This window comes from Streptomyces sp. NPDC054872 (assembly GCF_053610705.1).
This window is the reverse complement of the sequence record NZ_JBSGYY010000035.1, coordinates 20,427-42,462: the sequence shown is the minus strand read 5'-3', so window position 1 is coordinate 42,462 and position 22,036 is coordinate 20,427. Positions and strand designations below refer to the sequence as shown.

Annotated in this window: 19 protein-coding genes; 3 read left to right on the top strand and 16 right to left on the bottom strand. The window is 70.4% G+C overall.

What is annotated here, in order from left to right; translation table 11 throughout:
* Positions 1-224 precede the first annotated feature (224 nt).
* From ACWGIH_RS32985 to ACWGIH_RS32925, 13 genes are all read right to left on the bottom strand, one after another.
* Complete coding sequence (locus ACWGIH_RS32985) at positions 225-1,082, bottom strand: SDR family oxidoreductase (protein WP_453451440.1); 858 nt, start codon at positions 1,080-1,082, stop codon at positions 225-227.
* A 72-nt stretch (positions 1,083-1,154) separates the two neighbouring features.
* Entirely contained in the window at positions 1,155-2,696 is a 1,542-nt protein-coding gene (locus ACWGIH_RS32980) for an acyl-CoA carboxylase subunit beta (RefSeq protein WP_453451441.1), read from the bottom strand.
* 12 nt (positions 2,697-2,708) lie between these two features.
* The gene (locus ACWGIH_RS32975; protein WP_453451442.1) at positions 2,709-4,097 is read right to left on the bottom strand and encodes an MFS transporter; all 1,389 of its coding nucleotides are present in this window, start codon (positions 4,095-4,097) and stop codon (positions 2,709-2,711) included.
* A gap of 1 nt (position 4,098) precedes the next feature.
* The gene (locus tag ACWGIH_RS32970; protein WP_453451443.1) at positions 4,099-6,384 is read right to left on the bottom strand and encodes an SDR family oxidoreductase; all 2,286 of its coding nucleotides are present in this window, start codon (positions 6,382-6,384) and stop codon (positions 4,099-4,101) included.
* Positions 6,385-6,386: 2 nt separating this feature from the next.
* On the bottom strand, positions 6,387-7,331 hold the full coding sequence (locus ACWGIH_RS32965) for an aromatase/cyclase (protein WP_453451444.1): 945 nt from the start codon (positions 7,329-7,331) through the stop codon (positions 6,387-6,389).
* A gap of 44 nt (positions 7,332-7,375) precedes the next feature.
* The gene (fabG, locus tag ACWGIH_RS32960) at positions 7,376-8,161 is read right to left on the bottom strand and encodes a 3-oxoacyl-ACP reductase FabG (protein WP_453451445.1); all 786 of its coding nucleotides are present in this window, start codon (positions 8,159-8,161) and stop codon (positions 7,376-7,378) included.
* 26 nt (positions 8,162-8,187) lie between these two features.
* Complete coding sequence (locus tag ACWGIH_RS32955; protein ID WP_453451446.1) at positions 8,188-8,460, bottom strand: acyl carrier protein; 273 nt, start codon at positions 8,458-8,460, stop codon at positions 8,188-8,190.
* 121 nt (positions 8,461-8,581) lie between these two features.
* Entirely contained in the window at positions 8,582-9,796 is a 1,215-nt protein-coding gene (locus tag ACWGIH_RS32950) for a ketosynthase chain-length factor (protein WP_453451447.1), read from the bottom strand.
* Positions 9,793-11,064, bottom strand: coding sequence for a beta-ketoacyl-[acyl-carrier-protein] synthase family protein (locus tag ACWGIH_RS32945; protein ID WP_453451448.1), 1,272 nt, complete (start codon positions 11,062-11,064; stop codon positions 9,793-9,795). The genes ACWGIH_RS32950 and ACWGIH_RS32945 overlap by 4 nt, the downstream gene beginning before the upstream one ends.
* A complete protein-coding gene (locus ACWGIH_RS32940) occupies positions 11,061-11,390 on the bottom strand; it encodes a TcmI family type II polyketide cyclase (RefSeq protein WP_365818852.1) in 330 nt (109 codons plus the stop codon). Before ACWGIH_RS32940 ends, ACWGIH_RS32945 begins: the two co-directional genes overlap by 4 nt.
* Positions 11,391-11,472: 82 nt before the next feature.
* On the bottom strand, positions 11,473-12,942 hold the full coding sequence (locus ACWGIH_RS32935; RefSeq protein ID WP_453451449.1) for an FAD-dependent monooxygenase: 1,470 nt from the start codon (positions 12,940-12,942) through the stop codon (positions 11,473-11,475).
* 325 nt (positions 12,943-13,267) lie between these two features.
* Positions 13,268-14,143 carry a hypothetical protein gene (locus ACWGIH_RS32930; RefSeq protein WP_453451450.1) on the bottom strand — a complete coding sequence of 292 codons (876 nt, stop codon included), beginning with the start codon at positions 14,141-14,143 and terminating at the stop codon, positions 13,268-13,270.
* Positions 14,144-14,210: 67 nt separating this feature from the next.
* Complete coding sequence (locus ACWGIH_RS32925; protein WP_453451451.1) at positions 14,211-14,936, bottom strand: response regulator transcription factor; 726 nt, start codon at positions 14,934-14,936, stop codon at positions 14,211-14,213.
* A 380-nt stretch (positions 14,937-15,316) separates the two neighbouring features.
* On the opposite strand from ACWGIH_RS32925, the gene ACWGIH_RS32920 reads away from it, so the two are divergent.
* Positions 15,317-16,030: a ScbR family autoregulator-binding transcription factor gene (locus ACWGIH_RS32920; protein ID WP_453451452.1), complete on the top strand. Its 714-nt coding sequence runs from the start codon at positions 15,317-15,319 to the stop codon at positions 16,028-16,030.
* 217 nt (positions 16,031-16,247) lie between these two features.
* On the opposite strand, the gene ACWGIH_RS32915 is transcribed toward ACWGIH_RS32920, so the two are convergent.
* The 3 genes from ACWGIH_RS32915 to ACWGIH_RS32905 all read right to left on the bottom strand — a co-directional run bounded on the left by ACWGIH_RS32915 (position 16,248) and on the right by ACWGIH_RS32905 (position 18,658).
* The gene (locus ACWGIH_RS32915; RefSeq protein ID WP_453451453.1) at positions 16,248-16,919 is read right to left on the bottom strand and encodes a ScbR family autoregulator-binding transcription factor; all 672 of its coding nucleotides are present in this window, start codon (positions 16,917-16,919) and stop codon (positions 16,248-16,250) included.
* A 194-nt stretch (positions 16,920-17,113) separates the two neighbouring features.
* On the bottom strand, positions 17,114-17,884 hold the full coding sequence (locus ACWGIH_RS32910) for an SDR family NAD(P)-dependent oxidoreductase (RefSeq protein ID WP_453451479.1): 771 nt from the start codon (positions 17,882-17,884) through the stop codon (positions 17,114-17,116).
* Between the two features lie 81 nt (positions 17,885-17,965).
* Positions 17,966-18,658, bottom strand: a complete 693-nt coding sequence (locus tag ACWGIH_RS32905) for an HAD family phosphatase (protein ID WP_453451455.1) — start codon at positions 18,656-18,658, stop codon at positions 17,966-17,968.
* A gap of 358 nt (positions 18,659-19,016) precedes the next feature.
* Here ACWGIH_RS32905 and ACWGIH_RS32900 point away from each other — a divergent pair, with 358 nt between their 5' ends.
* Both ACWGIH_RS32900 and ACWGIH_RS32895 read left to right on the top strand, forming a co-directional pair.
* The gene (locus ACWGIH_RS32900; protein ID WP_453451456.1) at positions 19,017-20,018 is read left to right on the top strand and encodes a ScbA/BarX family gamma-butyrolactone biosynthesis protein; all 1,002 of its coding nucleotides are present in this window, start codon (positions 19,017-19,019) and stop codon (positions 20,016-20,018) included.
* A 214-nt stretch (positions 20,019-20,232) separates the two neighbouring features.
* Positions 20,233-22,029 carry an SGNH/GDSL hydrolase family protein gene (locus ACWGIH_RS32895; protein WP_453451457.1) on the top strand — a complete coding sequence of 599 codons (1,797 nt, stop codon included), beginning with the start codon at positions 20,233-20,235 and terminating at the stop codon, positions 22,027-22,029.
* The last annotated feature ends 7 nt before the right edge of the window (positions 22,030-22,036 follow it).

The window sequence follows — 22,036 nt, the reverse complement described above, 5'->3', positions numbered from 1 at the left end:
GACTTCATTGCGAAGCCGCTGTGACCGCGCCGCCGGCGGTTTGAATTCCGGTCGGCGAGGAAAATGCGAGGGCAGCCGATAAGCATGGGCAGCTGATTAAAGACTCTTGGGTGCGCGGCAACCCCGTCAACACACTTCACCTGGAATTGACGCGGACCGGACCGGACAATGAGGTTCTGTCATGCGTCGCATTCCGCGCGGAAAACGGGTTCCCGCGGGAGGGGTCAACGGAACGCGTCCGGCCGCTCCTGGACCCACTGGCGGAAGGTGCGCGCGGGCCGTCCGGTGACGTCCGCCACGACCGTGGAACCGACCTCGGGCTCCTTCGTCAGCATCGCGAAGTAGTCGAGTGCGCCGTCCGCGTAGGAGGGCGGCCAGCCGGCGTCGACCATGGCCCGGCGGGCCGCGTCGTGTTCGATGTCCTGCCAGCCGAGCTCGCGGCCGATGACCTCGCCGATGACGCGGACCTGACCCTCCTGGGAGAGCTCCTCGGGCCCGGATACCAGGTACTTGCGTCCCGCGTGGCCGTCCTGGGTCAGCGCGGCGGCGCCGACGGCGGCGAGGTCGCCCTCGTGGACGGAGGTGCGGGTGGCGGCGCCGTAGGGGAAGTGGACGACGCCGCCCTCGCGGATCTGACCGGCGAAGCCGAGGGCGTTGGCGTGGAAGCCGGTGGTGCGCAGGAACGTCCAGTCCAGGCCCGACTTCTCGACGATGGACTCCAGGTAGGCGTGGCAGTTGTTGTCGACCGGTTCTAGGCCGATGTGCACGCCGACCGAGGAGACGACCGCGATACGGCTCGCGTGTGCCTCGATCTTGCGCAGCACGGCGGGCGCGGTGGTGACGTCGAGGGCGAAGAACGGCCACATCCAGAAGACGCCGTCGACGCCGTCGAGCGCGGCGTCCAGGCTGTCGGGGTCGGCGAGGTCCCCGTAGTGGATCTCGGTGCCCTCCGGGAGGCGGCCGACGTTCGGGTCGTCCTTGAGCACCAGGGCGCGGACGGTGGCGCCGGCCTTCTGCAGCTCGGCGACGGCGTGCGGGCCGACGTTGCCGGTGGCGCAGGTGACCAGGATGGTTTCGGGCATGGGTGTGTCCCTCTCGTACGTGGGTGAGGTGGTGCCGGGGGGGGGCTGCGGTGCGGGCGTGGTCGACTGCCGCTACTGCGGCGGGTTTCCGTGCTTCCGCGACGGCAGGTCCGCGTGCTTGGCCCGGAGCATCGCCAGGGAGCTCGTGAGCACCCTGCGGGTGTCGCGCGGGTCGATCACGTCGTCGACGAGCCCGCGCTCGGCGGCGTAGTACGGGTGCATCAGCTGCTCCCGGTACTCCTCGATCTTCGACTGCCGCAGCGCCTCGGGGTCGTCGGCGGCGGCGATCTCCCGGCGGAAGATGACGTTCGCGGCGCCCTCGGCGCCCATCACCGCGATCTCGTTGCTGGGCCAGGCGAGGGCCAGGTCCGCGCCGATGGAGCGGGAGTCCATCACGATGTACGCGCCGCCGTAGGCCTTGCGCAGCACCAGGGAGATACGCGGCACCGTCGCGTTGCAGTAGGCGTAGAGCAGTTTGGCGCCGCGCCGGATGATGCCGTTGTGCTCCTGGTCGACGCCGGGCAGGAAGCCCGGCACGTCCACCAGGGTCACCAGCGGGATGTTGAACGCGTCGCAGAACTGGACGAAGCGCGCGCCCTTCTCCGAGGCCTCGATGTCCAGGACTCCGGCCATGGCCTTGGGATTGTTGGCGACGACCCCGACGACCTGGCCGTCCAGGCGGGTCAGCGCGCAGACCAGGTTGGGTGCCCAGGCGGCGTGCACCTCGAAGTACTCGCCGTCGTCGACGATCTCCTCGATGACCTCCCGCACGTCGTACGAGCGTCCCGGCTCGGCCGGCACGATGTCGAGCAGGGCGTCCGTCGCACGGTCGGCCGGGTCGTCGCTGAGCTGCGCGGGCGACAGTTCACGGTTGTTGGCGGGCAGCAGGGACAGCAGATAGCGGACGTCCTCCAGGCAGCTCTCCTCGTCGTCGTACGCGACGTGCGCGACGCCCGAGGTCCCGGCGTGCACGTCGGCGCCGCCGAGGCCGTTCTGGCTGATCTCCTCACCGGTCACCGCGCGGACCACGTCCGGACCGGTGATGAACATCTGCGAGGTCTCGCGCACCATGAACACGAAGTCGGTCAGGGCGGGCGAGTAGGCCGCTCCTCCGGCGCACGGGCCGAGCATCACGGAGATCTGCGGGATGACGCCCGAGGCGCGTGTGTTGCGCCGGAAGATGCCGCCGTACCCGGCGAGCGCGGTGACGCCCTCCTGGATGCGGGCGCCCGCGCCGTCGTTGAGCGAGACCAGCGGGGCGCCGGCCGACGCCGCCAGGTCCATCACCTTGTGGATCTTCTCGGCGTGCGCCTCTCCGAGCGCGCCGCCGAAGATGCGGAAGTCATGGGCGTAGACGAAGACCGTGCGGCCCTGGACGTTGCCCCAGCCGGTGACGACACCGTCGGTGTGGGGCTTCTTGCCCTCCAGGCCGAAGCCGGAGGCCCGGTGTCTGCGCAGGGTCTCGATCTCGTTGAACGACCCTTTGTCAAGGAGGAGTTCGATCCGCTCGCGGGCGGTGAGTTTCCCTTTGGCGTGCTGGGCCTCGGTGGCTCTCTCGCTCGGCCCCGCGAGAGCCTTCTCCTTCAGGTCGAGCAGTTCTTCCAGCTGTTGCAAGGCAATGCTCCTTCACGATCGGCGTAGAGGTCTCAGTGCGGCGAGCAGCCCCACCGCGCCGGCCCCGGTCACCAGGACCATCGCCGTGCGGCTGCCATGGGCCGTCAGGAGGGCGGCGGTCGGCGCGATCACCAGGACAGCGCCGCTCTGCACGGCGGTCTGGTAGGTCGCGACGGCCGGGCCGCGCTCGGCGGGTGCGATGCCCGCGACCGCCTGGGTGTTGAGCGCCGCGAAGGCGCACACGAAGCCGGCCCCCACCAGGAGCAGCGTGGGCAGGACTCCGGTGGTGTACGTCGCGTGCGCGGGGTCCCGCAGGTACAGGACGTATCCGATGAGTGGCGCGGCGGCGCCGAGGACAATCAGCCGAGGCGCCCCGAAGCGCTGGACCATGCGCCCCGACGACAGGGCCGTCAGGGCGAGCGGCGCGCTGGCGGGCAGCAGCGCGAGGCCCGTGCGCAGCGGCCCCCACCCCTGCGCCGCCTGCCACTGGTAGGTGACGACGAACAGCAGGCCGAGGAAGGAGCCGTTGAGAGCGGCGGCGCCCACGGCCGAGCGGAGCAGCGGCCCGTGGCGCAGCAGCGCCGCCCGTACCAGTGGCCGGCGCGCGCGGCGTTCGGCGAGGCAGAACGCCGTAAGGAGCGCGAGGGCCGACAGCGCGGCGCCCAGGGTTCTTACGTCGGCCCACCCCCGCTCCGCGACGGTGACGGCGGTGAGGACGAGGGCGAGCAGCCCACCGGTCAGGGTCAGGGCCCCTGCCACGTCCAACTGCCTTGTGCGCACGGCCTGTTCGTGTCCGGTGCCGTCGTCGCCGGGGATGAGTTTCCTGCCGAGGACGAGCAGCACGAGCACGACCGGAGCGGGGAACACCATGGTCCAGCGCCAGTCCACCTCGGTGAGCAGGCCCGAGAGGACGAGCCCGGCCGTGAAGCCGCACCCGCCGAAGAGGGTGTAGACCGCCACGGCCCTGTCGCGGTCCGGACCCGCCCTGAAGGTGGCGCCGATGATGGCGAGCCCGGTCGGCGCGGTCAGCGCCGCACAGAACCCCTTGACGAAGCGGGTGGCGAGCAGCGTCGCCGGATCACCCGCGAACCCCGCGACGAGCGAGGCGGCGGCAAAACCGAACAGTGCCCACAGGTAGACGCGCCGCCGCCCGAGCAGGTCCACGACCCGTCCCGCGAACAGCATCAGACCGCCGAAACCGACGGCGAAGCCGGTCATCGTCCACTGCGCGGCGGCGGGTGTCAGCCGCAGGTCCGCGCCGATCGACGGCACGGCCACCACCATCACCGACACCTCGAGGGCGTCGATGAGCATGTTGCCCGCGAGGACGATCAACAGCCCCCACAGACGCGGGCCCCAGGCCCCGGGAGCCCGGGGCCCGGCCGTGGCCTCGGCGGTCACGTCAGCCAAGGAGGGTGCCGCCGGTGGCGTCCACGAAGGAGCCGGTGATCCAGCGGGCCTCGTCGGAGGCGAGGAAGGCGACGACGTCGGCGATGTCCTCGGGCTCGCCGACCCGGTTGAAGGCGGAGAGGCCCGCCATCTGCTCGACGGCCTCGGGTATGTCGAACACGGGGGTGCCGTTGCGGGTGATGCCGGGCGCCACGCTGTTGATCGTGATGTTGCGCGGGCCCAGGTGCTTGGCGAAGTGCAGGGCGAGCTGCTCCACCGCGCCCTTGGTCATCGCGTAGGCGATCTCGGAGGGGTTGGCGCACCGGGTCAGACCGGAGGAGATGTTGATGATGCGGCCGCCGCTCGGCAGGTTCTTCAGCGCCCGCTGGATGATGAAGAACGGCGCCCGCGCGTTGACCGCGAAGAGGCGGTCGAACGCCTCCGGAGTGGTCTCCTCGGCGGCGACACCGCCCATGACACCGGCGTTGTTGACCAGGACGTCGAGCGTCGTGGATCCCGTGCGCTCCTTGAGGCCCTCCTCCAGGCCCAGGAACAGTTCGTGCACGTCGCCCGGGACGCCGAGTTCGGCGCGGATCGCGAAGGCCCGGCCGCCCTCCTTCTCGATGGTGGCGACGGTCTCCTCGGCGGCCTCCTTGTTGCTGGTGTAGTGCACGGCGACCAGGGCGCCGTCGCGTGCGAGGCGCAGGGCCGTCGCGCGGCCCATGCCGCGGCTCGATCCCGTGACCAGGGCTGTCTTTCCTTCAAGCCTGCTCATGCTGTTTCTCCTGTGGTCGGCTGATGTCGCTGCTTGCGTCGTCCCGAACCAGCGCTCCAGAGCGGCGCGCAGACCGTCCGTTCCCGTGCCCGTCCAGGCGACATGGCCGTCGGGGCGTACGAGGACCAGGCCGGCGTCGGCCGGCTCCGTGCCGGACGTGCGGGCCGCCGTGACGGTGACGCTGTCGTGCCAGGGCTCGCTCAACTCCCGTACAGCGGTGTGCTGTTCCGGGTCGTCCCGTAGATCGATGAGCAGTCCGCGCCCGGTGCGCAGCAGGGCCGTCGTCGTCACCGGGCCTTCGGGGGTGACGAGTTCGGTGTGCGGGAGGCGGGCCCCCAGAAGCGGGGACGGGCCCGCGCCGACGTCGTAGCGCACGTCAAGGCCCGAGACCATGCCCGCCAGGTGCTCCCGTGCCTGGCGGCTCGCGACGAGCTCGCCGACCACCGCCCGCACGGGCTCCACCTCGGGCCCGCCGAGCAGCAGCATGGCCTGGGCCCTGATGTTGGTCAGGACCCGCCGCCCGACCGCGTGCCGCTCGTCGTGATAGCTGTCGAGAAGGCCGTCCGACGCCTTTCGCGCGACCTGGACGGCCAGCTTCCAGCCGAGGTTGACGGCGTCCTGGAGGCCGAGGTTGAGGGCCTGGCCGCCGATCGGCATCTGCTGGTGCGCCGCGTCACCGGCGAAGAGCACCCGCCCGTCGCGGTACCGGGTGAGCTGGCGGCTCGCGTCCCCGAAGGAGTTGATCCACAGCGGGGTTCCGCCGCTGATGTCCTCCCCGGTGACCCGCCGCCACACGGCGCACAGTTCGTCGAATCCCGGCTCGCCGGTGCGCCGGCCGGCCGGGCGGCCGAACTCGTGCACCATGACGCGCGTGACGCCGTCGTCCCTGCGCGCCGCGATGGCGAGCCCCTTCTCCAGACGCTCGAAGCGCCGGTTCGGTACGTCGATTCCGTCGACGTCCGCCCGGATCAGCTCGCGTCCGGCGTCCGTGCCGGGGAAGTCGGCCCCGGTCAGGCGTCGCACGGCGCTGTTCTCGCCGTCGCAGCCGACGACGCACAGGGCGCGCAGCCGCACGGTGCCCTCGGGCCCCGCCGCCTCGACCTCGACGTAGTCGTCCTCGACGGACAGCGCGCGCACCTCGTGCCCGCGCCGCAGATCCGCGCCGAGGGACAGGGCCCACTCCTGGAGGACCTCCTCGGTGCGGGTCTGCGGAACCTTCCACTGCCCGGGGTAGGGACTCGGCAGCGTCAGGTCGAGCGGGACGCCGCCGAAGTGGCCGCGGGGCTCGTTCGGCGGGGTGCCGAACTTCTCCAGGAGGCCGCGGCTGTCGAGGATCTCCATGGTCCTCGCATGCAGGGTGGAGGCCCGCGACTCCGTTGTCGGGGCCTCCCTGCTCTCCAGGACGATGACGTCGGCGCCGCCCAGCCGCAGCTCCCCGGCGAGCATCAGGCCCACGGGACCGGCACCCACGACGATGACCTGGCTGTCCAGGTGCTGGTGGTGCTCGTGGTGGTGCGACGGCATGGTCAGCGCCTCGACTCCGCGTAGTCCTTGGCATGGCCGAGGGTGGCGCGGCTGTTGGTGCTGAGCGCCGAGTGCACGTACTCCCTGGCGTCGGCGACCGTCGCGTCCGGGCCGAGGATCCGGGCGATGTTGTCCGGGTTGAGGACCACGGTGTGCTGGGACGACGCGGCGACTCCGGTGCCGTTCTCCTCGAACGTCCAGTAGCCGGTGTGCAGCGTCATCAGGGCGGGCAGGGTGACCTGCTTGTAGGCGATCTTGTGGTGCGCGAAGGTCACCCGGTACGACTTCGTGGTGTGGGTGGAGCCGTCCTTGGCCTTGGTGTCCATCTCCAGGGTCTGCAGGCCCGGGGTGTCCTCGTCGAGGCGGACCTTGGCCACGTGCGGCAGGCGCTCCGCCCACAGGTCGGCCTCGTCGATGAAGCCGTACACGTCCTTGGCCGAGCCCTCGATCTGCACGGTGTCCTCGAAGGAGAACGTCAACTCCTCGGCGGCGTGCGCCCGTTCGACGTTCTCCTTCAGGGCGGCCAGCTCGGAGCGCGAGTTGCGGTCGACCGCCTCGTCGATCCACTTCAGCCCCGCGGGGTCGTCGTCGACCGCGCGGTAGTCGTGCAGGAGCCGCACCCGGGACGAGGTCGCCGAGAGCGCCTCGATGATCCAGGTGCCGCCCATGGAGGCGACGGGGGGCGTGGAGACCGTCTGCCGGAAGGTGATCCGCAGGGCCTCGGGATCGAGGGTGCGGCGCGACGACCAGTTCTTGGCCTCGCCGTTGGCGGTCGCCCAGATTCTTATGAGCTCCTCGTTCCCGCTGCTCTCCACCTGGTCGACGTAGATCGTCGGGGGGAAGATGCGCGGCCAGTTCCGTACCTCGGCGATCAGCCGGTACACGGCGTCGGCCGGTGCCTCCACACTGATCTCGTGCTCCACCTCACGCAGGCCGTGCTGCGACATGTTCACGCTCCTTGACTGTTGATCGGGTCGGTGTCGCTCGCGGCTCAGAAGTTGCCGAGGCCGCCGCAGACGTTGAGGGCCTGCGCGGTGATGGATCCGGCGGTGTCCGAGGCGAGGTATCCGACGAGACCCGCGACCTCCTCCGGCGTGGAGTAGCGGCCGAGCGGGATCTTGGACTGGAACTTCGCGAGGATGGCGTCCTCGGAGGTGTCGTAGGCGGCGGCGTACCCCTCGCGGACACGCTGTGCCATCGGCGTCTCGACGTACCCGGGGCAGACCGCGTTGACGGTGATGCCGGTCGGGGCGAGCTCGTTGCCGAGCGCCTTGGTGAAGCCGACGACGCCGTGCTTGGACGCCGAGTAGGGCGCGCCGAGCACCACGCCCTGCTTGCCGGCGGTCGAGGCGATGTTGATGATCCGGCCGCGGTCCTTGTGCCGCATGCCGCCGGTGTTGAGCACCTCGCGGGTCATGCGGAAGACGCTGTTGAGGTTGGTGTCGATGACGTCGTGCCACAGCTCGTCGCTGATGTCGGCGGTGACGCCGCCGCCGCTGCGGCCGGCGTTGTTCACCAGGACGTCGACGGTGCCGAAGCGGTCGACGGCGGCCTGGACGAAGGCCTTGACGGCTGCCTCGTCGCGTACGTCGAGGACGGCGCCGTCGGCGTCGAGTCCCTCGTCCTGCAGCTGTTTGACGGTCGCGGCGACGTTCTCGGCGTCACGTGCGCCGATGAACACCTGGTGTCCCTGCGTGGCGAGGAGCCGGGCGGCGGCGAGGCCGATCCCGCTGGTGGCTCCGGTGACGAGGGCGACGCGCTGGTTGTCCTGTGCCATGGTTCGTTCTCCCTTGATGCGGCCGGTCAGGCGGCGGTGGCCGTGGGGGCGAGCTGCTCGGCGACCGCTTCGATGAGCGTGCGGGGGGTGGCGGCGTCGGTGACGACGTCCTCGTCGAGGGTCACGCCGTACTCGCGCTCTATTCGGCTGCTCGTCTCGAGCATCGCCAGGGACTCGTAGCCCAGGTCCTCGAACGGGACGTCGATGATGTCGCCGTCGAGGTCGACGCCTTCCGCGGCGCCTGCGCCTTCGAGCAGGATGCGCTTGAGGTCTTCGAGGGTGAAGCGGCGTGCGGACACGGTGTTCCCTTCGTGGTGCGGTCAGGTGTGGTGTTGCTGCGGCGGTTGTTCGGGATGCCGCGCGCCCCCGCCGGCCTCGCGGGGGATGTGGGGGCCGGCGGGGGCGCTGTCGGTGGGCCGCCTAGTCGGCGGCGCGGACGACCAGGGCGGAGTTGAAGCCGCCCTCTCCGCGGGCCAGGACCAGCGCGGTGCGCACCTCGGCGGGGCGCGGCTGGTTCACGACCAGGTCGAGGCCGTAGGCGGCGTCGGGCGCGACGTTCACGGTGGGCGGGATGAGGCCCTCGTCGATGGCGAGCAGCGCGGCGGCCACGTCCAGCGGGGCCGCGCCCGAGTACAGCCGTCCCGTCATGGTCTTCGGCGCGGTGACGACGACTCCGCCGCGGCCGAAGACGGCGTTGATGGCCTCCGCCTCGACACGGTCGAGTTCGGGCACGGCGGCGGCGTCCGCGAAGACGACGTCGACGTCCTCGGGAGCCACGTCGGCGTCCGCGAGTGCGATCTCGATGGCCTTGCGCAGGCCGGGCTCGCGTCCGCTGCCGGGCTTCGGGTCGAAGGTCGCGCCGTACCCGGCGATGGAGCCGTAGATCTTCGCTCCACGCCTGCGGGCGGCCTCTTCGTCCTCCACGACGAGGATCGCGCCGCCCTCGCCGGGCACGTGCCCGGCGGCATCGGCGTCGAACGGCAGGTAGGCGCGGTTCGGCTGGTCCTGGGTACTGAGCCGGCCACCGGCCAGCTGTGCCACCCAACCCCAGGGGCAGATGGAGGCGTCGACGGAGCCGGAGACGATCAGGCTGGTGCCCTTGCGTATCTGGCGGCGCGCCTGGGCGAGCGCGTCGAGGCCGCCCGCCTGGTCGCTGACGACGACCCCGCTCGGCCCCTTCATGCCGTTGCGGATGGAGATCTGGCCGCTGTTGACGGCGTAGAACCATGCGAAGGACTGGTACGCGGAGACGTACTGGCTGCCCTTGCCCCACAGCTTCTGCAGCTCGCCCTGGCCGAACTCGAAGCCGCCCGACGAGCTCGCCGTGATGACGCCCATGTCGTACTCGGACATCTTCTCCGGCTCGACGCCCGCGTCGGCGAGCGCCCAGTCGGTGGCGACGAGCGCGATGCGCGTCATCCGGTCGGTCTGCGGCAGGAGCCTGCTGGGCAGCTGGTCCTCGGCGACGAAGCCGGGGACCTCGCCCGCGAGCGTGGCCGGGTAGGGCGTCGGGTCGAAGTGCGTGACCCGCCCGATGCCGCTCTTACCGCTGCGGGTGGCCGCCCAGTAGTCGTCTGTGCCCAGGCCGTTGGGGGCGGCGATGCCCAGACCCGTGACCACGGCTGAGGCTGTCATGCGCCCTTCCTCTCGGGGTTGGCGAGCACCATGGCGCTCTGGAATCCGCCGAACCCGCTGCCGACGGTCAGGACCGTGTCCGTGCGCTGGTCGCGCGCCGTGATCGGCACGTAGTCGAGGTCGCACTGCGGATCGGGGGTGTGCAGGTTGGCGGTCGGGGGCACCACGTCGTACTCCATGGCCAGCGCGGACGCGGCGATCTCGATGGAGCCGATCGCGCCCAGCGAGTGCCCCACCATCGACTTGATGGAGCTCACCGGCGTGCGGTACGCGTGGTCGCCGAGGGCCTTCTTGAAGGCCGCGGTCTCGTGCCGGTCGTTCTGCTTGGTGCCGGAACCGTGCGCGTTGATGTAGTCGATCTGGTCGCCGTTCATCCGGGCTTCGTCGAGCGCGACCCGGATCGCCTCGGCCATCTCCGCGCCGTCGGGCCGCAGACCCGTCATGTGGTACGCGTTGCTGCGCGCCCCGTAGCCCGCGATCTCGGCGTAGATGTGGGCGTGCCTGCGCCGCGCGCTCTCCAGTTCTTCGAGCACGAAGACGGCGGAACCCTCGCCGAGCACGAAGCCGTTGCGGGTGTTGTCGAAGGGCCGCGAGGCCTCCCCCGGCGCGTCGCTGCGCGGGGTGGTGGCCTTGATCGCGTCGAAGCAGGCCAGCGTGATCGGTGAGATCGGCGCGTCGGACGACCCGGCGATCATGACGTCGGTGCTGCCCTCGCGGATGAGTTCCACCGCGTGGCCCACCGAGTCGATGCCGGAGGTGCACCCCGTGGACACCACGGTGGAGGGGCCCTCGGCGCCGACGGCCCAGGCGACCTCGGCGGCGAACGAGCTGGGCACCAGGTAGTTGTAGAGGTGCGGCACGGCGTACGCGTGGTCGACGAGGCCGAGCCGGCCGCCGTCGCTGACGACGCGGTACTCCTCGTCGAGGCCCGTCGTCGCGCCGACCGCGCTGCCGACGGTCACGCCGACGCGGTGCGGGTCGTAGGCCCCGAGCTCCACGCCGCTGTCGGCGACCGCTTCGCGCGTCGCCACGACGGCGAGCTGCGCGGCCCGGTCCATGCGCCGGATCTCCTGCGGGCTGAGGCCCAGTGCCTCGGCGTCGAAGTCGATCTCGGCGGCGACCCGGGAGCGGAAGGGCTCCGGGTCGAAGAAGGTGATGCCGCGCGTCGCCGTACGGCCCTCGCTGAGCAGACCCCAGAAGTTCTTGGTCCCGATGCCGCCCGGGGCGACGACACCGATTCCCGTGATGACGACCCGGCGACCCGTCACTGGGAGGCCTCCCAGTTGTAGAAGCGCTTGGCCATGGCGTCGGCGGGCGAGCGCCAGGTCGCCGGGTCGTACGCCTCGATGAACGGCTTGAGGTCCTGGCTGATGCCGACGAACCGCGGGTCGGTCTTGGCCTCCTCGATCAGTTCTCCGCCGTTGTCCTGGTCGAAGTCCTGCAGGTGGAAGTACAGGCCGCGGTACGAGAACAGCTGGCGGCGGCGGGTACCCATCCGGTGCGGCATCTCGGTGTCGTCGAACTCGCCGAACAGCCGGGCCACATCGACACCGGAACCGGGGTCCATCCGGGCCACGATCAACGTGCTGTGCATGTCTTCTCTCTCCTCAACTACCGGATCCGTCCGGTCGCTGTACGTGTGTGGTGGATCTGGTCTGCCGTGACCGGCGGCCGCTCTAGCGGGACGGTCCGAACCAGCGCTCCAGGGACATGGGCAGGTCGTCATGGCTGCCGGGTGCGGCCCAGGCGACGTAGCCGTCGGGGCGGACCAGGACAGCCGTGGTACCGGCCAGTTGGCTGTCCTCGGCCAGGCCGTGCGGGGCGGCGGTCACCACGTCCACGCGGTCGGCCCAGCCTGCGGCCCTGCGCCGCAGCACGGCGTTGTCCGCCAGGTCGAGCAGGACGCCGCGCCCGGAGTGCAGCAGCTGGGTGGCCCGGGTCTTGAGGTCGGCGCCCACCAGTTCCAGGTCGGGCATCCGGCGGCCGAGCAGCGGGTGCCGCCCGCCGCCGACGTCGTAATGGATCTCCAGGCCGCTGACCATGCCCGCGAGGTGGCGGCTCACGTCCTCGTACTGGATGAGTTCGGACAGGACGTCGCGCAGCGGCTGCACCTCGGACCCGCTGAGGAACAGCAGGCCCTGGGCGCGGGTGTTCATCAGGAGCCGCTGCCCGACGGGGTGCCGCTCGTCGTGGTAGGTGTCGAGCAGCCCTTCGGGCGCCTTGCCCCGCACCACGGCCGCGAGCTTCCAGCCGAGGTTCATGGCGTCCTGGATGCTGGTGTTCATGCCCTGGCCGCCGGCGGGCAGATGGATGTGCGCGGAGTCCCCGGCGAGCAGGATCCGGCCGCGCCGGTACTCGCCGGCCTGCCGGGTGGCGTCACCGAAGGAACTCACCCAGATCGGCTTGCCGTGCGAGATGTCCTCGCCCGTCACGCGCTTCCAGCCGACGACCACTTCCTCGTACGAGGGTGCGCTGGTGCGCTTCTGCGGCGGCGTGCCGCGCTCGCAGAGGATGAGGCGCGTGACGCCGCCGGGCAGTGGGCCGACCATGACCATGCCGCTCGCGAACGTCTCGCCGATCATGCGGGGTGCGAGGTCGAGCCCCTCCACGTCGGCGAGGAACATCTCCATCGTCGACGCGGTGCCGGGGAAGTCGAACCCGCCGGCCTTGCGCACCATGCTGCGGCCGCCGTCACAGCCGACCAAGTAGGAGGCGCGCAGGGTGTATTCGCCGTCGGGGCCGCGCACGCCCACCTCGACGCCGTCGCCGTCGTCCTCGATGGACGTCACCTCGTGGCCGCGGCGCAGGTCCGTGCCCAGTTCGTTCACCCAGGCCTCGAGCGCCGCCTCGGTCTGCGACTGCGGCACGGACTTCGCCGCCTGGTGCGCGCCTTCGAGCACCGCGAAGTCCACGGGAAGGCCGCCGAAGTGGCCCACGTTGCTGGTCTCCACGTCGCCGAAGCGGGTGAGCAGACCGCGCTGGTCGAACACCTCCATGGTGCGGGCGGTGAAGCCGAGTCCGCGGGACTCACCGGTCCGCTCCGGCAGGCGCTCCAGGGCGATGACATCGACGCCCGCGAGCCTGAGCTCACCGGCGAGCACAAGCCCGGCCGGCCCCGCCCCCACGACAATCACTGCAGCGTCCATACGCATCTCCTTGGTAATCGTCGAATTCCTGCCCGACAGCTCGACACAGAGCAGCGGAAGCTATTAATAAGCTTCTTCGCCGGTGCTGTCCTTTTCAAGATTTCCCATGTCATACGTTGGTGAAGTTGAGTCATGAATAGGTGCGGGAATCCGACAGGAACGTGCGGGAGAATTGCCAGGGGAATGTCAAATGCCGGTCAGAACGGCAGCTCAGCGATGGCTGGACGGCAGCACGGCCCTGACATGCGACAAGGCCCGGCCGGCGGCTGCCGATCGGGCCTTGTGGGGGGCGGTGGGGGTGAGAGGGGTGGGTCGGAGAGGCGGGTCAGAGGGTGCGCGCCGCGCGGCGGCTGAAGCTCTCGTGCACGTCCTGCTCGAAGTAGTAGGTGCGCCCGACGCGTTGCTCGCGCCGCCACCGCTGCTCGCTGGCGAGGCGGTAGACGGTGCCTTTCGGGGTGCCCCAGAGTCTGCAGACGTCCGCCGCCGTCAACCAGCGTGCGGTGACGGGTTGTTCGGCTGCCGCGGCCTTGGGAACCCGGGCGATCGCCCTGCTGAGCTCCGTCCACTGGTGCCGCTCCCACACGTGCTCGGCGTTCCGGTCGCACCGGATCTCGGTGGCCGTGGCCCCGGTGGCGGCGTTGACGGCCGCGGTGAGCTCTCCTCCGCAGCCCGGCGTCGCGCACGGCCCGACGCGGACCGTGCGCCGCCGCTCCCCGTGGGCGATCCGGCGGGCCCTGCGGGCGAGCAGGGCCACTTCCCTGGTCGCCTCACCGATGGCGGGATGAACGGCGAGCCAGTCGACATGGCGCACGAGGAAGAGGGAAAGGGGTTGGACGGAACGCCGGGGAGCGGAAATTCCGCGCCCATCGGCGACAAGTCCGCACCATGAACTCAGGGTGGTGAGAATAGATGTCCGCACATCGGCGGCGGCGCCGTTGAAGGGCATTCCGGGCAGCGATCCGCCACCGGTCGCCCGTTCACCCGGCAATTGCGCCGAGCCGCCACCCAATACGCTGCCGCAATCCTCGTGAAGTCCGGGCAGCCGGCGCAACTGTACGACGAATCCTTCCCGGCACAGCGGGCAGAGGCGCTGCCCCCGCACGGCGAGGCGGCTGCCCTCGCCGGTCGCCGCGCGGTACTTGCATCCGTCTCCCTCGCACAGGGTGCTCGTGGCCGGGCGGGCGGCTGTCCGATACGTCACGGGTGTCTCCGGAGGTCTCTCGGTCGAGTCGGGAAGAGCGGGGCTTCACGCGGGCACTGATGAACGCTCACGCTTGGCCGAACCGGAATCCGACACCTCGGACGGTGATGATCCAGCCACTGCAGCCCAACTTGTTCCGCAGGCTGCTGACATGGGTGTCGACGGTCCTGCGGGACCACGAGTCACCCCAGACGCGCTGCATGAGCTGCTTGCGCGGGATGACGGTGTCGGGATGGGAGGCGAGCAGGAAGAGGAGGTCGAACTCCTTGCGCGTCACGTCGATGCGCCTGCCTTCGAGGCTGACCTCCCGGGCGCCCGCGTCGATGCTCAGCGGGCCGCGGGAGATGGCCTCCGCGGTGGACGTCGGCTGTCGCGAGGTCCGGCGCATGACCGCCTCCATGCGGGCCATCAACTCCCGGAAACCGTAAGGCTTCACCAGGTAGTCGTCGGCGCCTGCCTGGAGGCCGAGCACCCGGTCCAGCTCGCTGCCGCGGCCGGTGACGGCGATGATCGGGATGTTGCTGACCCGCCGGATGTCCCGGCAGACCTCGAGCCCGTCCAGGTCGGGCAGTTCGAGGTCGAGGAGCATCAAGTCGGCCGCCTCGTACGAACGAAGCGCCTCCCGCCCCGTCGTGACGTGCTCGACCTCGTGACTGTGCCTGCGCAACCCCCTCACCAGGCTGTTGGCGTCGTCGACGTCACTCTCCGCCACCAGCACGCGCCACACGTCGTTCGTGCCGCGAACTTCCCTCCCCGGGGCGCCTGTCGGCCTGACCAGCACGGACACTCCCATGTCGCGTGAGGTCGATATATGAGGCTCCAGAAGGTTTGCCGCACTCTGATTCATCGTCTTCCCCCTCGATCGATGCAGCTCAGCTACTACCTCGCGTCAAGACGGGTTGAATTTACAAACCTCGGCGCCGGTTTGTCAAAGGAAAAAGTTTCTTTCAGGCCGACGTCACCCTCGCGCCGAACCCGGACATAACCGCGCCAAGAGCTCTAAATCCACTCCCTCAGCACCCGTTGACCTCACAACCCTGCCAGAAAAATTGGCGCCAACTGTAGAAACAAAACAGACTTGGCGGTTTAAATACAGTTCATGAACCAGCCGCCCCCGCGGGCCCCGCAGCCACCCGGGCCGCCCGCCCCCGCCCCAGAACCGTCAGGAATCTCATGACCAAGCAGGAACGGGCCGTTCGTACACGATCACAGCTGATCGCCGCGGCCGCCCTCGCGTTCCACAAGCACGGCTTCACCCGCACCAGCCTCACGAACATCAGCCATCAAGTAGGCGTCAGCTCGGGGGCGTTGTACTTCCACTTCGAGAGCAAGGAGGCGCTGGCCACCGAGGTGGTGAGCCAGGCATCCCGCGCTCTCCAGGACGCGGCGCGGCAGTCCTGCCGCGCCGGCACCTCGTCCCTCCAGCGCCTGATCGACACCTCGCACGCGCTCGCCGAGCTCCTCCGCTCCGACACCGTCGTCCGAGCCGGTTTCCGGCTCAACTGCGCGGGCCACGGCGCGGGGCGGACCGACCTGTGCCAGGAGTGGCAGGCCTGCGTCCAGCGACTGCTCGCCGAGGCGGCCAGGGAGGGCTCGCTGGCGCCCGGCGCCTCACGGCAGAGCATCGTGGCCGCGCTGGTGGCGGCGACGGTCGGTTTCGAGGTGCTGAGCCGGGACGACTTCCAGTGGCTGTCCCGGCACGCCCTCAGCGGCTTCTGGAGCCTGCAGCTCCCGTGCATCGCCGCCCCGGAGGTTCTCGACCGGCTCAGCCCGGCAGGCTCCGAGGCGGCCGTGCACGCGCCGCGCGTGACCCGGCCGGGCGACGGGCTCTGGACTCGCCCCGGCGGCACGCGGATCGACGGCCCGAAGACGCACCGGGCCACCTGAGTCGGCCGCCCCTGGCAAACAGCTGAGCCGGTTTGTCAGGGGCGCCGCGCGCACGCACACGGCCCACGCGCCGTGCCGCGTCAAGGGCAGCGATGCGGTCGGCACCGCGGGCGGCACACGAAGACTCGCAGGGGGCACACGAAAAACGCGGGCCGGACCGGTACGCCACAGGGGCGCCCGGTCCGACCCGCGCGAAGTTCGCCGCGTACGGCCCGCCTCAGACCGCCGCGCCCACGTCCTCCCGTACGTCCGTCCGTGCCATCTCCGCCTCGACCAGCTCGCCACGCCCCGGAGACATGTCCAGGGTGGCGAGCACGCCCGGCAGCGCGATGCTGGGCATGATGTGCCGGTACAGGGCCGCGGCCCGGTGGCGCAGCTCCGCCTGCTCGCCCGTCGACCGCGCCATCATGTTGATCCCGGCATACGCGCCGACGATGATCAGGCCGGACTCGAGCGGATCGACGTGCGGCAGCAACTCGCCGTTGTTCTTGGCCTGCCGCAGCGTGTCCACGTTCAGCTCGGACCAGTTGCGGTACGGACCGCTGCGGTCGAGCCGCGGGCCCGTGTCGTCCAGGGCGAGTCGGACGCTGCCGCGCACCACCGGGTCGTACGTCAGGCGGTGGGCGAACACCATGCCGATGTCGACCACCTCCTGGAGCTTGGACTTGCGGGGGATGACCGGCAGCCCCTCACTCACCTGCGCGGCCAGCACCGCGAGGGCGAGCGCCTCCTTGGACTCGAAGTGGAAGTACAGCGCGCCCTTGGTCACTTCCGCACGGGTGAGGATGTCCGTGATTTTGGCGGCTTCGTACCCGCACTCCTCGAAGACGCCGGCGGCCGCCTCGAGGATCACGCGGCGGGTCCTGATCCCGCGGTCCTGCTTCGCCATGGCCACTCCACCCATCTGCGCCCATCCGTGCGGGCCCTGTATACCTCCACGTGCCGATGCACGCTGACGACGTCATTCTAAACCGCCAGGTCTGTATGTAATCAATACGTCAGTCGCATATGCTTTTGAGATCGTTCACGCAAGAGAGCCTCCCGCGCCACCAAGGCCCCGGACGCCACGTTGATCACAACGCGTCACACGATGGTGAGCCCGCCGTCCACCGGCATGGTCATGCCCGTGACGAAGGAGGCGCGGTCACTCAGGAGCCACGCGGCCGCCTCGGCCACTTCCTCGGGCTCCGCGGTGCGCGGCTGCGGGGTCGCCTGGTGCAGCGCCTCCTCGATGCCGGGGTTCATGGCGAACCACTCCCCCACGACCTCGGTCCGCGTCGTGCCCGGGGCCAGCGCGTTCACCCTGATCCCCTGTGCCGCGTACTCCGCGGCCGCGGCCTTGGTGAGCCCCAGCACCGCGTGCTTCGCGGCCACGTAGGGCGCGGCGACCGGGGTGGCGATGAGGCCGCCCACGCTGCTGGTGTTCACGATCGCGCCGCCCCCGGAGACGAGCATCGAGGCGATCTCGTCCCGCAGACAGTTCCACACCCCGCGTACGTTGACGTCCATGATCTGGTCGTAGAGACCGTCGTCCATGAGGTGCAGCGGTGTGCGCCCGGTGCCCCAGCCTGCGTTGTTGAAGGCGGCGTCCAGCTTTCCGAAGCGGTCCACCGCGTGGGCCACCGCCGCCGCCGTGTCCGCGGGCCGCGTCACGTCGGTCACCACGTACTCGGCTTCGTGCCCCGCGTCGCCCAGTTGCGCCACGAGCTGCTTGAGCCGGTCCTCCCTGCGTGCCGCGAGAACGACCTTGGCGCCCTCGCGGGCGAAGACGCGGGCCGCCGCTTCCCCGATTCCGCTGCTCGCCCCCGTTATCAGCGCCACCCGTCCGTCGAGCAGTGCCCCGTGCTTGGTCATCGGCTTCTCCCCCGTCACGACTTTCTCCCCTGTCACGTACTTCTCCTCTGTCACGTCAACCGGTCATCTCTGTAGGGCGGTTCAGGCCCACGCGGTGCCGGCGGCGGCTTCGGCGTCGACCGTTCGCAGCAGACCCTCGTCGATCTCCCCGAGTGACCCGACCACATGCCGCACGCCGGTCCTGCGCATCAACTCGCCCTGGTGGCCGTGCTCGAAGCCGCTCGGGTGACCGATGAACGGCACACCCAGCTCCTTGGCCACCTCGGCGACCCGCGCCACGTCGTCGATGAAGACCGCCTGGCCGGGTTCGAGGCCGAAGACATCGCGGACGATCTCCTGGACACCGGGCCTGAAGTCATTGGTGCACACGTAATGGGGCTCGTCGAAGAGCGGCGCCAGTTCGCCGAGGTGCCGGTCGAAGTGGGTCTTCTCCAGGCCGCCGTAGCAGATGGTGCGCAGGCCCAAGGAGCGCAGTCGGCGCAGGAGTTCGGCCGCTCCGTCGAGGACGCGGATCGGGTCCGCGGCGAGGTGCTCCTCACGCTCCGCGAAGTAGAGGTCCCGGATCTCCTCCGCTGTTTCCGTCATCCCCGCCGCCGCCCCGAGGGCCTTGCAGGCGGTCAGCTGGGTCTGGGAGAAGATCTCGCGCTCGGTCGCGGCGTCGTAGCTGCCGCCGCGCCTGGTGATGAAGCGGTGGATCACGGGACTGAAGGTGTCGTTGAGGAGCACGCCGTCGATGTTCACGGCGGCGAGCCGTATCTGCTCCAAGTGCTGCACGAGGTTCCCCCGTTGAGTGGCCTGGCATGGCGTGACGCGTCCGTCGCTTGGTGTTGAAGAGAACGAAACAAAACCGCGTGGACCGGATGTTCTGCGTCAGGAACATACCGGAAACAGCACGCGTGTAGCGGTGCGAGAGCAAGATCCCAATGGATGTACGCAACATCGGTTCGGGAGTGCTGATCCACCAACTGGCCCTTCACCTGCGGAAACATGGGATCGGCAGATGCTGGATCAGTCAACGACCCGCAGGACGCGGAAAAGTTGCTCGTGAATCTTGTTGTAAACCAAACCACGAAGTACGTATCTTTTTCCCAGCCAAGCACGCCTCGGTCTGTCACATCTCTATGGGGGAACCATGCTGCAGACGCTGGAGTCAACGGAGTCGGTCCGCACCACGGACACGGACCACTCGGCCGCGAGACGCAAGGTGGGGAGCATCGAAGCCACGCTGACCAGGACCGTTCCGCGAGAGTTCGTGCATCGGGCCGCAGTGGCCGAGGTATTCCTCACCGGCATACGACAGCTGAGCGACGAGCAGTTCACGGTGACCGCCCAGTGGCCCCGCGGCCACAGCTTCTACGGTTCCGTGCACGGCAGGTACGACCCCCTGCTGATCGCCGAGACCATACGCCAGGTCGGCGCGCTCCTCTCCCACACGGTCTTCGACGTGGCGCTCACCCACAAGTTCCTTCTGTGGGACCTGAATTACACCGCGCTTCCCGAAGGCCTGGTCATGGACTCCGCGCCGGCCGACCTCGAGCTCTCCGTGACCTGCACCGAGATCCGCCGCCGCGGCAACCGGCTGGCCGGTCTGCGGTACGAGGCCACCATCCGGCACGCCGAACGCATCATCGCCACCGGCGGGGCCAGCTTCACCACCACCTCCCCGGAGGCCTACCGCCGGCTGCGCGCCGCACGCCTGGAGAGCTCGACCGGACCCGTGATCCCGGGCGCGTCCGTGCTGCCCCAACTGGTCGCCCGTACCTCTCCGTTCGACGTGGTCCTCTCCCCCACCGAGCAGACCGGGCGCTGGCAGCTGCGGGTCAACGCGACCCACCCGGTGCTCTTCGACCACTACGTGGACCACGTACCCGGCATGGTCCTCCTGGAGGCGGCGCGCCAGGCGGCGCACGCCATCGGGTCGCAGGACCGCCCGGTCCTCCCCGTCACGCTGGACAGCACCTTCCACCGGTACGCGGAGTTCGACACCCCGTGCTGGGTGGACGCCGAGATCATCGACACCGACGCCACGTCGCCCGACGCCTGCACGGTGCGCGTCACCGGCCGCCAGGACGGCGAGACCGTCTTCACCACCACCGTGGGCCTGACGGCGCTGAACCCGACCCCCATGGTGTAGCCCCACCCGCGCATGACCCGCGGCCGGGAGGCCGGGGTGCGGCGGGCAGTGGCCGCCCACTCGAACGGCCGTATCGCCCTCGTCGCGATCACCCCGGTATCCCGGCAAGTTCGGGTCATGTTCACGCGCACCTCATTGACGCTTCTCTCCCACCTCCTTAGCTTCATGGCGCACCTGTCGTCACGTCAGCTTCAGCCAAGGGGAGGGGTCTGGTGTGCGCCCACGCAGCTCGCGTACCTCGCGTATCTCACGTATCTGGGGTGCGGCCGCCGTACTCGCGGTGATCAGCGGCGCCGTACCCGTGGCGACGGCGACGGCCGCCCCGCACAGACCCGGGCCGCTCCCTCTGGAGCGGCTCTTCGACAACCGGGCGATCAGCGATGACGCGCGGCCCGGCGATGCGGACTTCGACGGCTCGGGCGGATCGCTCTCGGCGCGGGATCTCGACGCCGCGGGCTGGACACCGGGCCGCACGCTCGGCGTGGACGGGGCACGGCTGACCCTGCCGCGCACCGCCGCGGGCGAGGCGGACAACGTCCGCGCCGACGGGCAGTCCGTGCGGGTGCGCGGGCGTGGGGACGCCCTGGCCTTCCTCGTGGCGGGCACGGGCGGCGCGGCGAGCGGCACGGGGACGGTGCGCTACCGGGACGGCGCGAAGGGGACGTACCGCCTGACGGCGCCGGACTGGCGCTCGGGTCCGCTCGCCACGAAGGCGGTCGCGCTGCCGCATCTGAACACCCCGGGCGGCCAACTCACCGAGAAGACAAGGCTGTACGTGGTGACCGTGCCGGTGGCGCGCGGGCGCGAGATCGCCTCGGTGACCCTGCCGAAGGACCCCGGCGCCCCGGATCTGCACGTCTTCGCGCTCTCCGTCCGGCAGCCCGCCAAGGGGTGGACCGGCAGCTGGTCGACGTCGACGGCCGGTTACACGGCGGTGGGCCCGTGGACCGACCGGACCGTGCGCCTGGTCGTCCACACCAGCACGGGCGGGCCGCGGGTGCGGATCCGGCTCGACAACACCTTCGCCTCCGCTCCGGTGCGGATCGGGAGCGCGACGGTGGCGGTGCAGGAGTCCGGGGCGGGCGCGCGGGGCGAGCCCCGGGCACTGTCCTTCCGCGGCAGGGCGGGAACCGAAGTCCCCGCGGGGGCGCAGGCGTTCAGCGATCCCCTCGACTTCGACGTGCCCGAGGACACGAATCTCCTGGTGAGTTTCCACCTCCCGGAGACGGTGACGACCGCGCCCGTGCACAGCCAGGCCATTCAGCGCTCGTACGTGAGCGGCCCCGGCGACCACGCGGCGGACGGCTCCCCGGCGGCCTACACGTCGACGATCACGACCTGGCCGCTGCTCACGGGCGTCGACGTGGGCGGTGGCCCCGGGTCGGTGGTGCTGCTCGGCGACTCCATCACGGACGGCGTGAGGTCGACGCAGGACGCGAACCACCGCTGGCCCAATGTCCTTGCCACCCGGCTGCTCCAGCAGGACGAGGTCCCGCGCTTTGGTGTCCTGAACCAGGGGATCTCGGCGAACCGCGTGGTCGCGGACCGCTATCCCGGCGACGGTGTCTCCACCGACACGGGCGGCGTCAGCGCGCTGCACCGCCTGGACCGCGATGTGTTCGCCCAGACGTCGGCCCGTACGGTCGTCGTCTTCGAAGGTGTCAATGATGTGCGGTGGGGCGCGTCGGCGGACCAGGTGATCGCCGGTATGCGGGAGATCTCCGAGCGCGCCCGCGCGCGGGGCCTGCGGGTGGTGGCCGCGACCATCGCGCCCTGCCAGGGCGAGTCCCTGTGCACGGCGGCGGCGGACGCGGAGCGGGTGAAGGTCAACGACCACCTGCGCGGCGGCGACGACTTCGATGCCGTCCTGGACTTCGACGCGGTGCTGCGGGATCCGGCGAACCCGGCGCGGATGCTGGCCGCGTACGACAGCGGAGACCATCTGCATCCGGGGGACGCGGGGCTCGCCGCGATTGCGGAGTCGGTGGATCTGCGGGTGCTCCAGCCGTAGGCAGCGG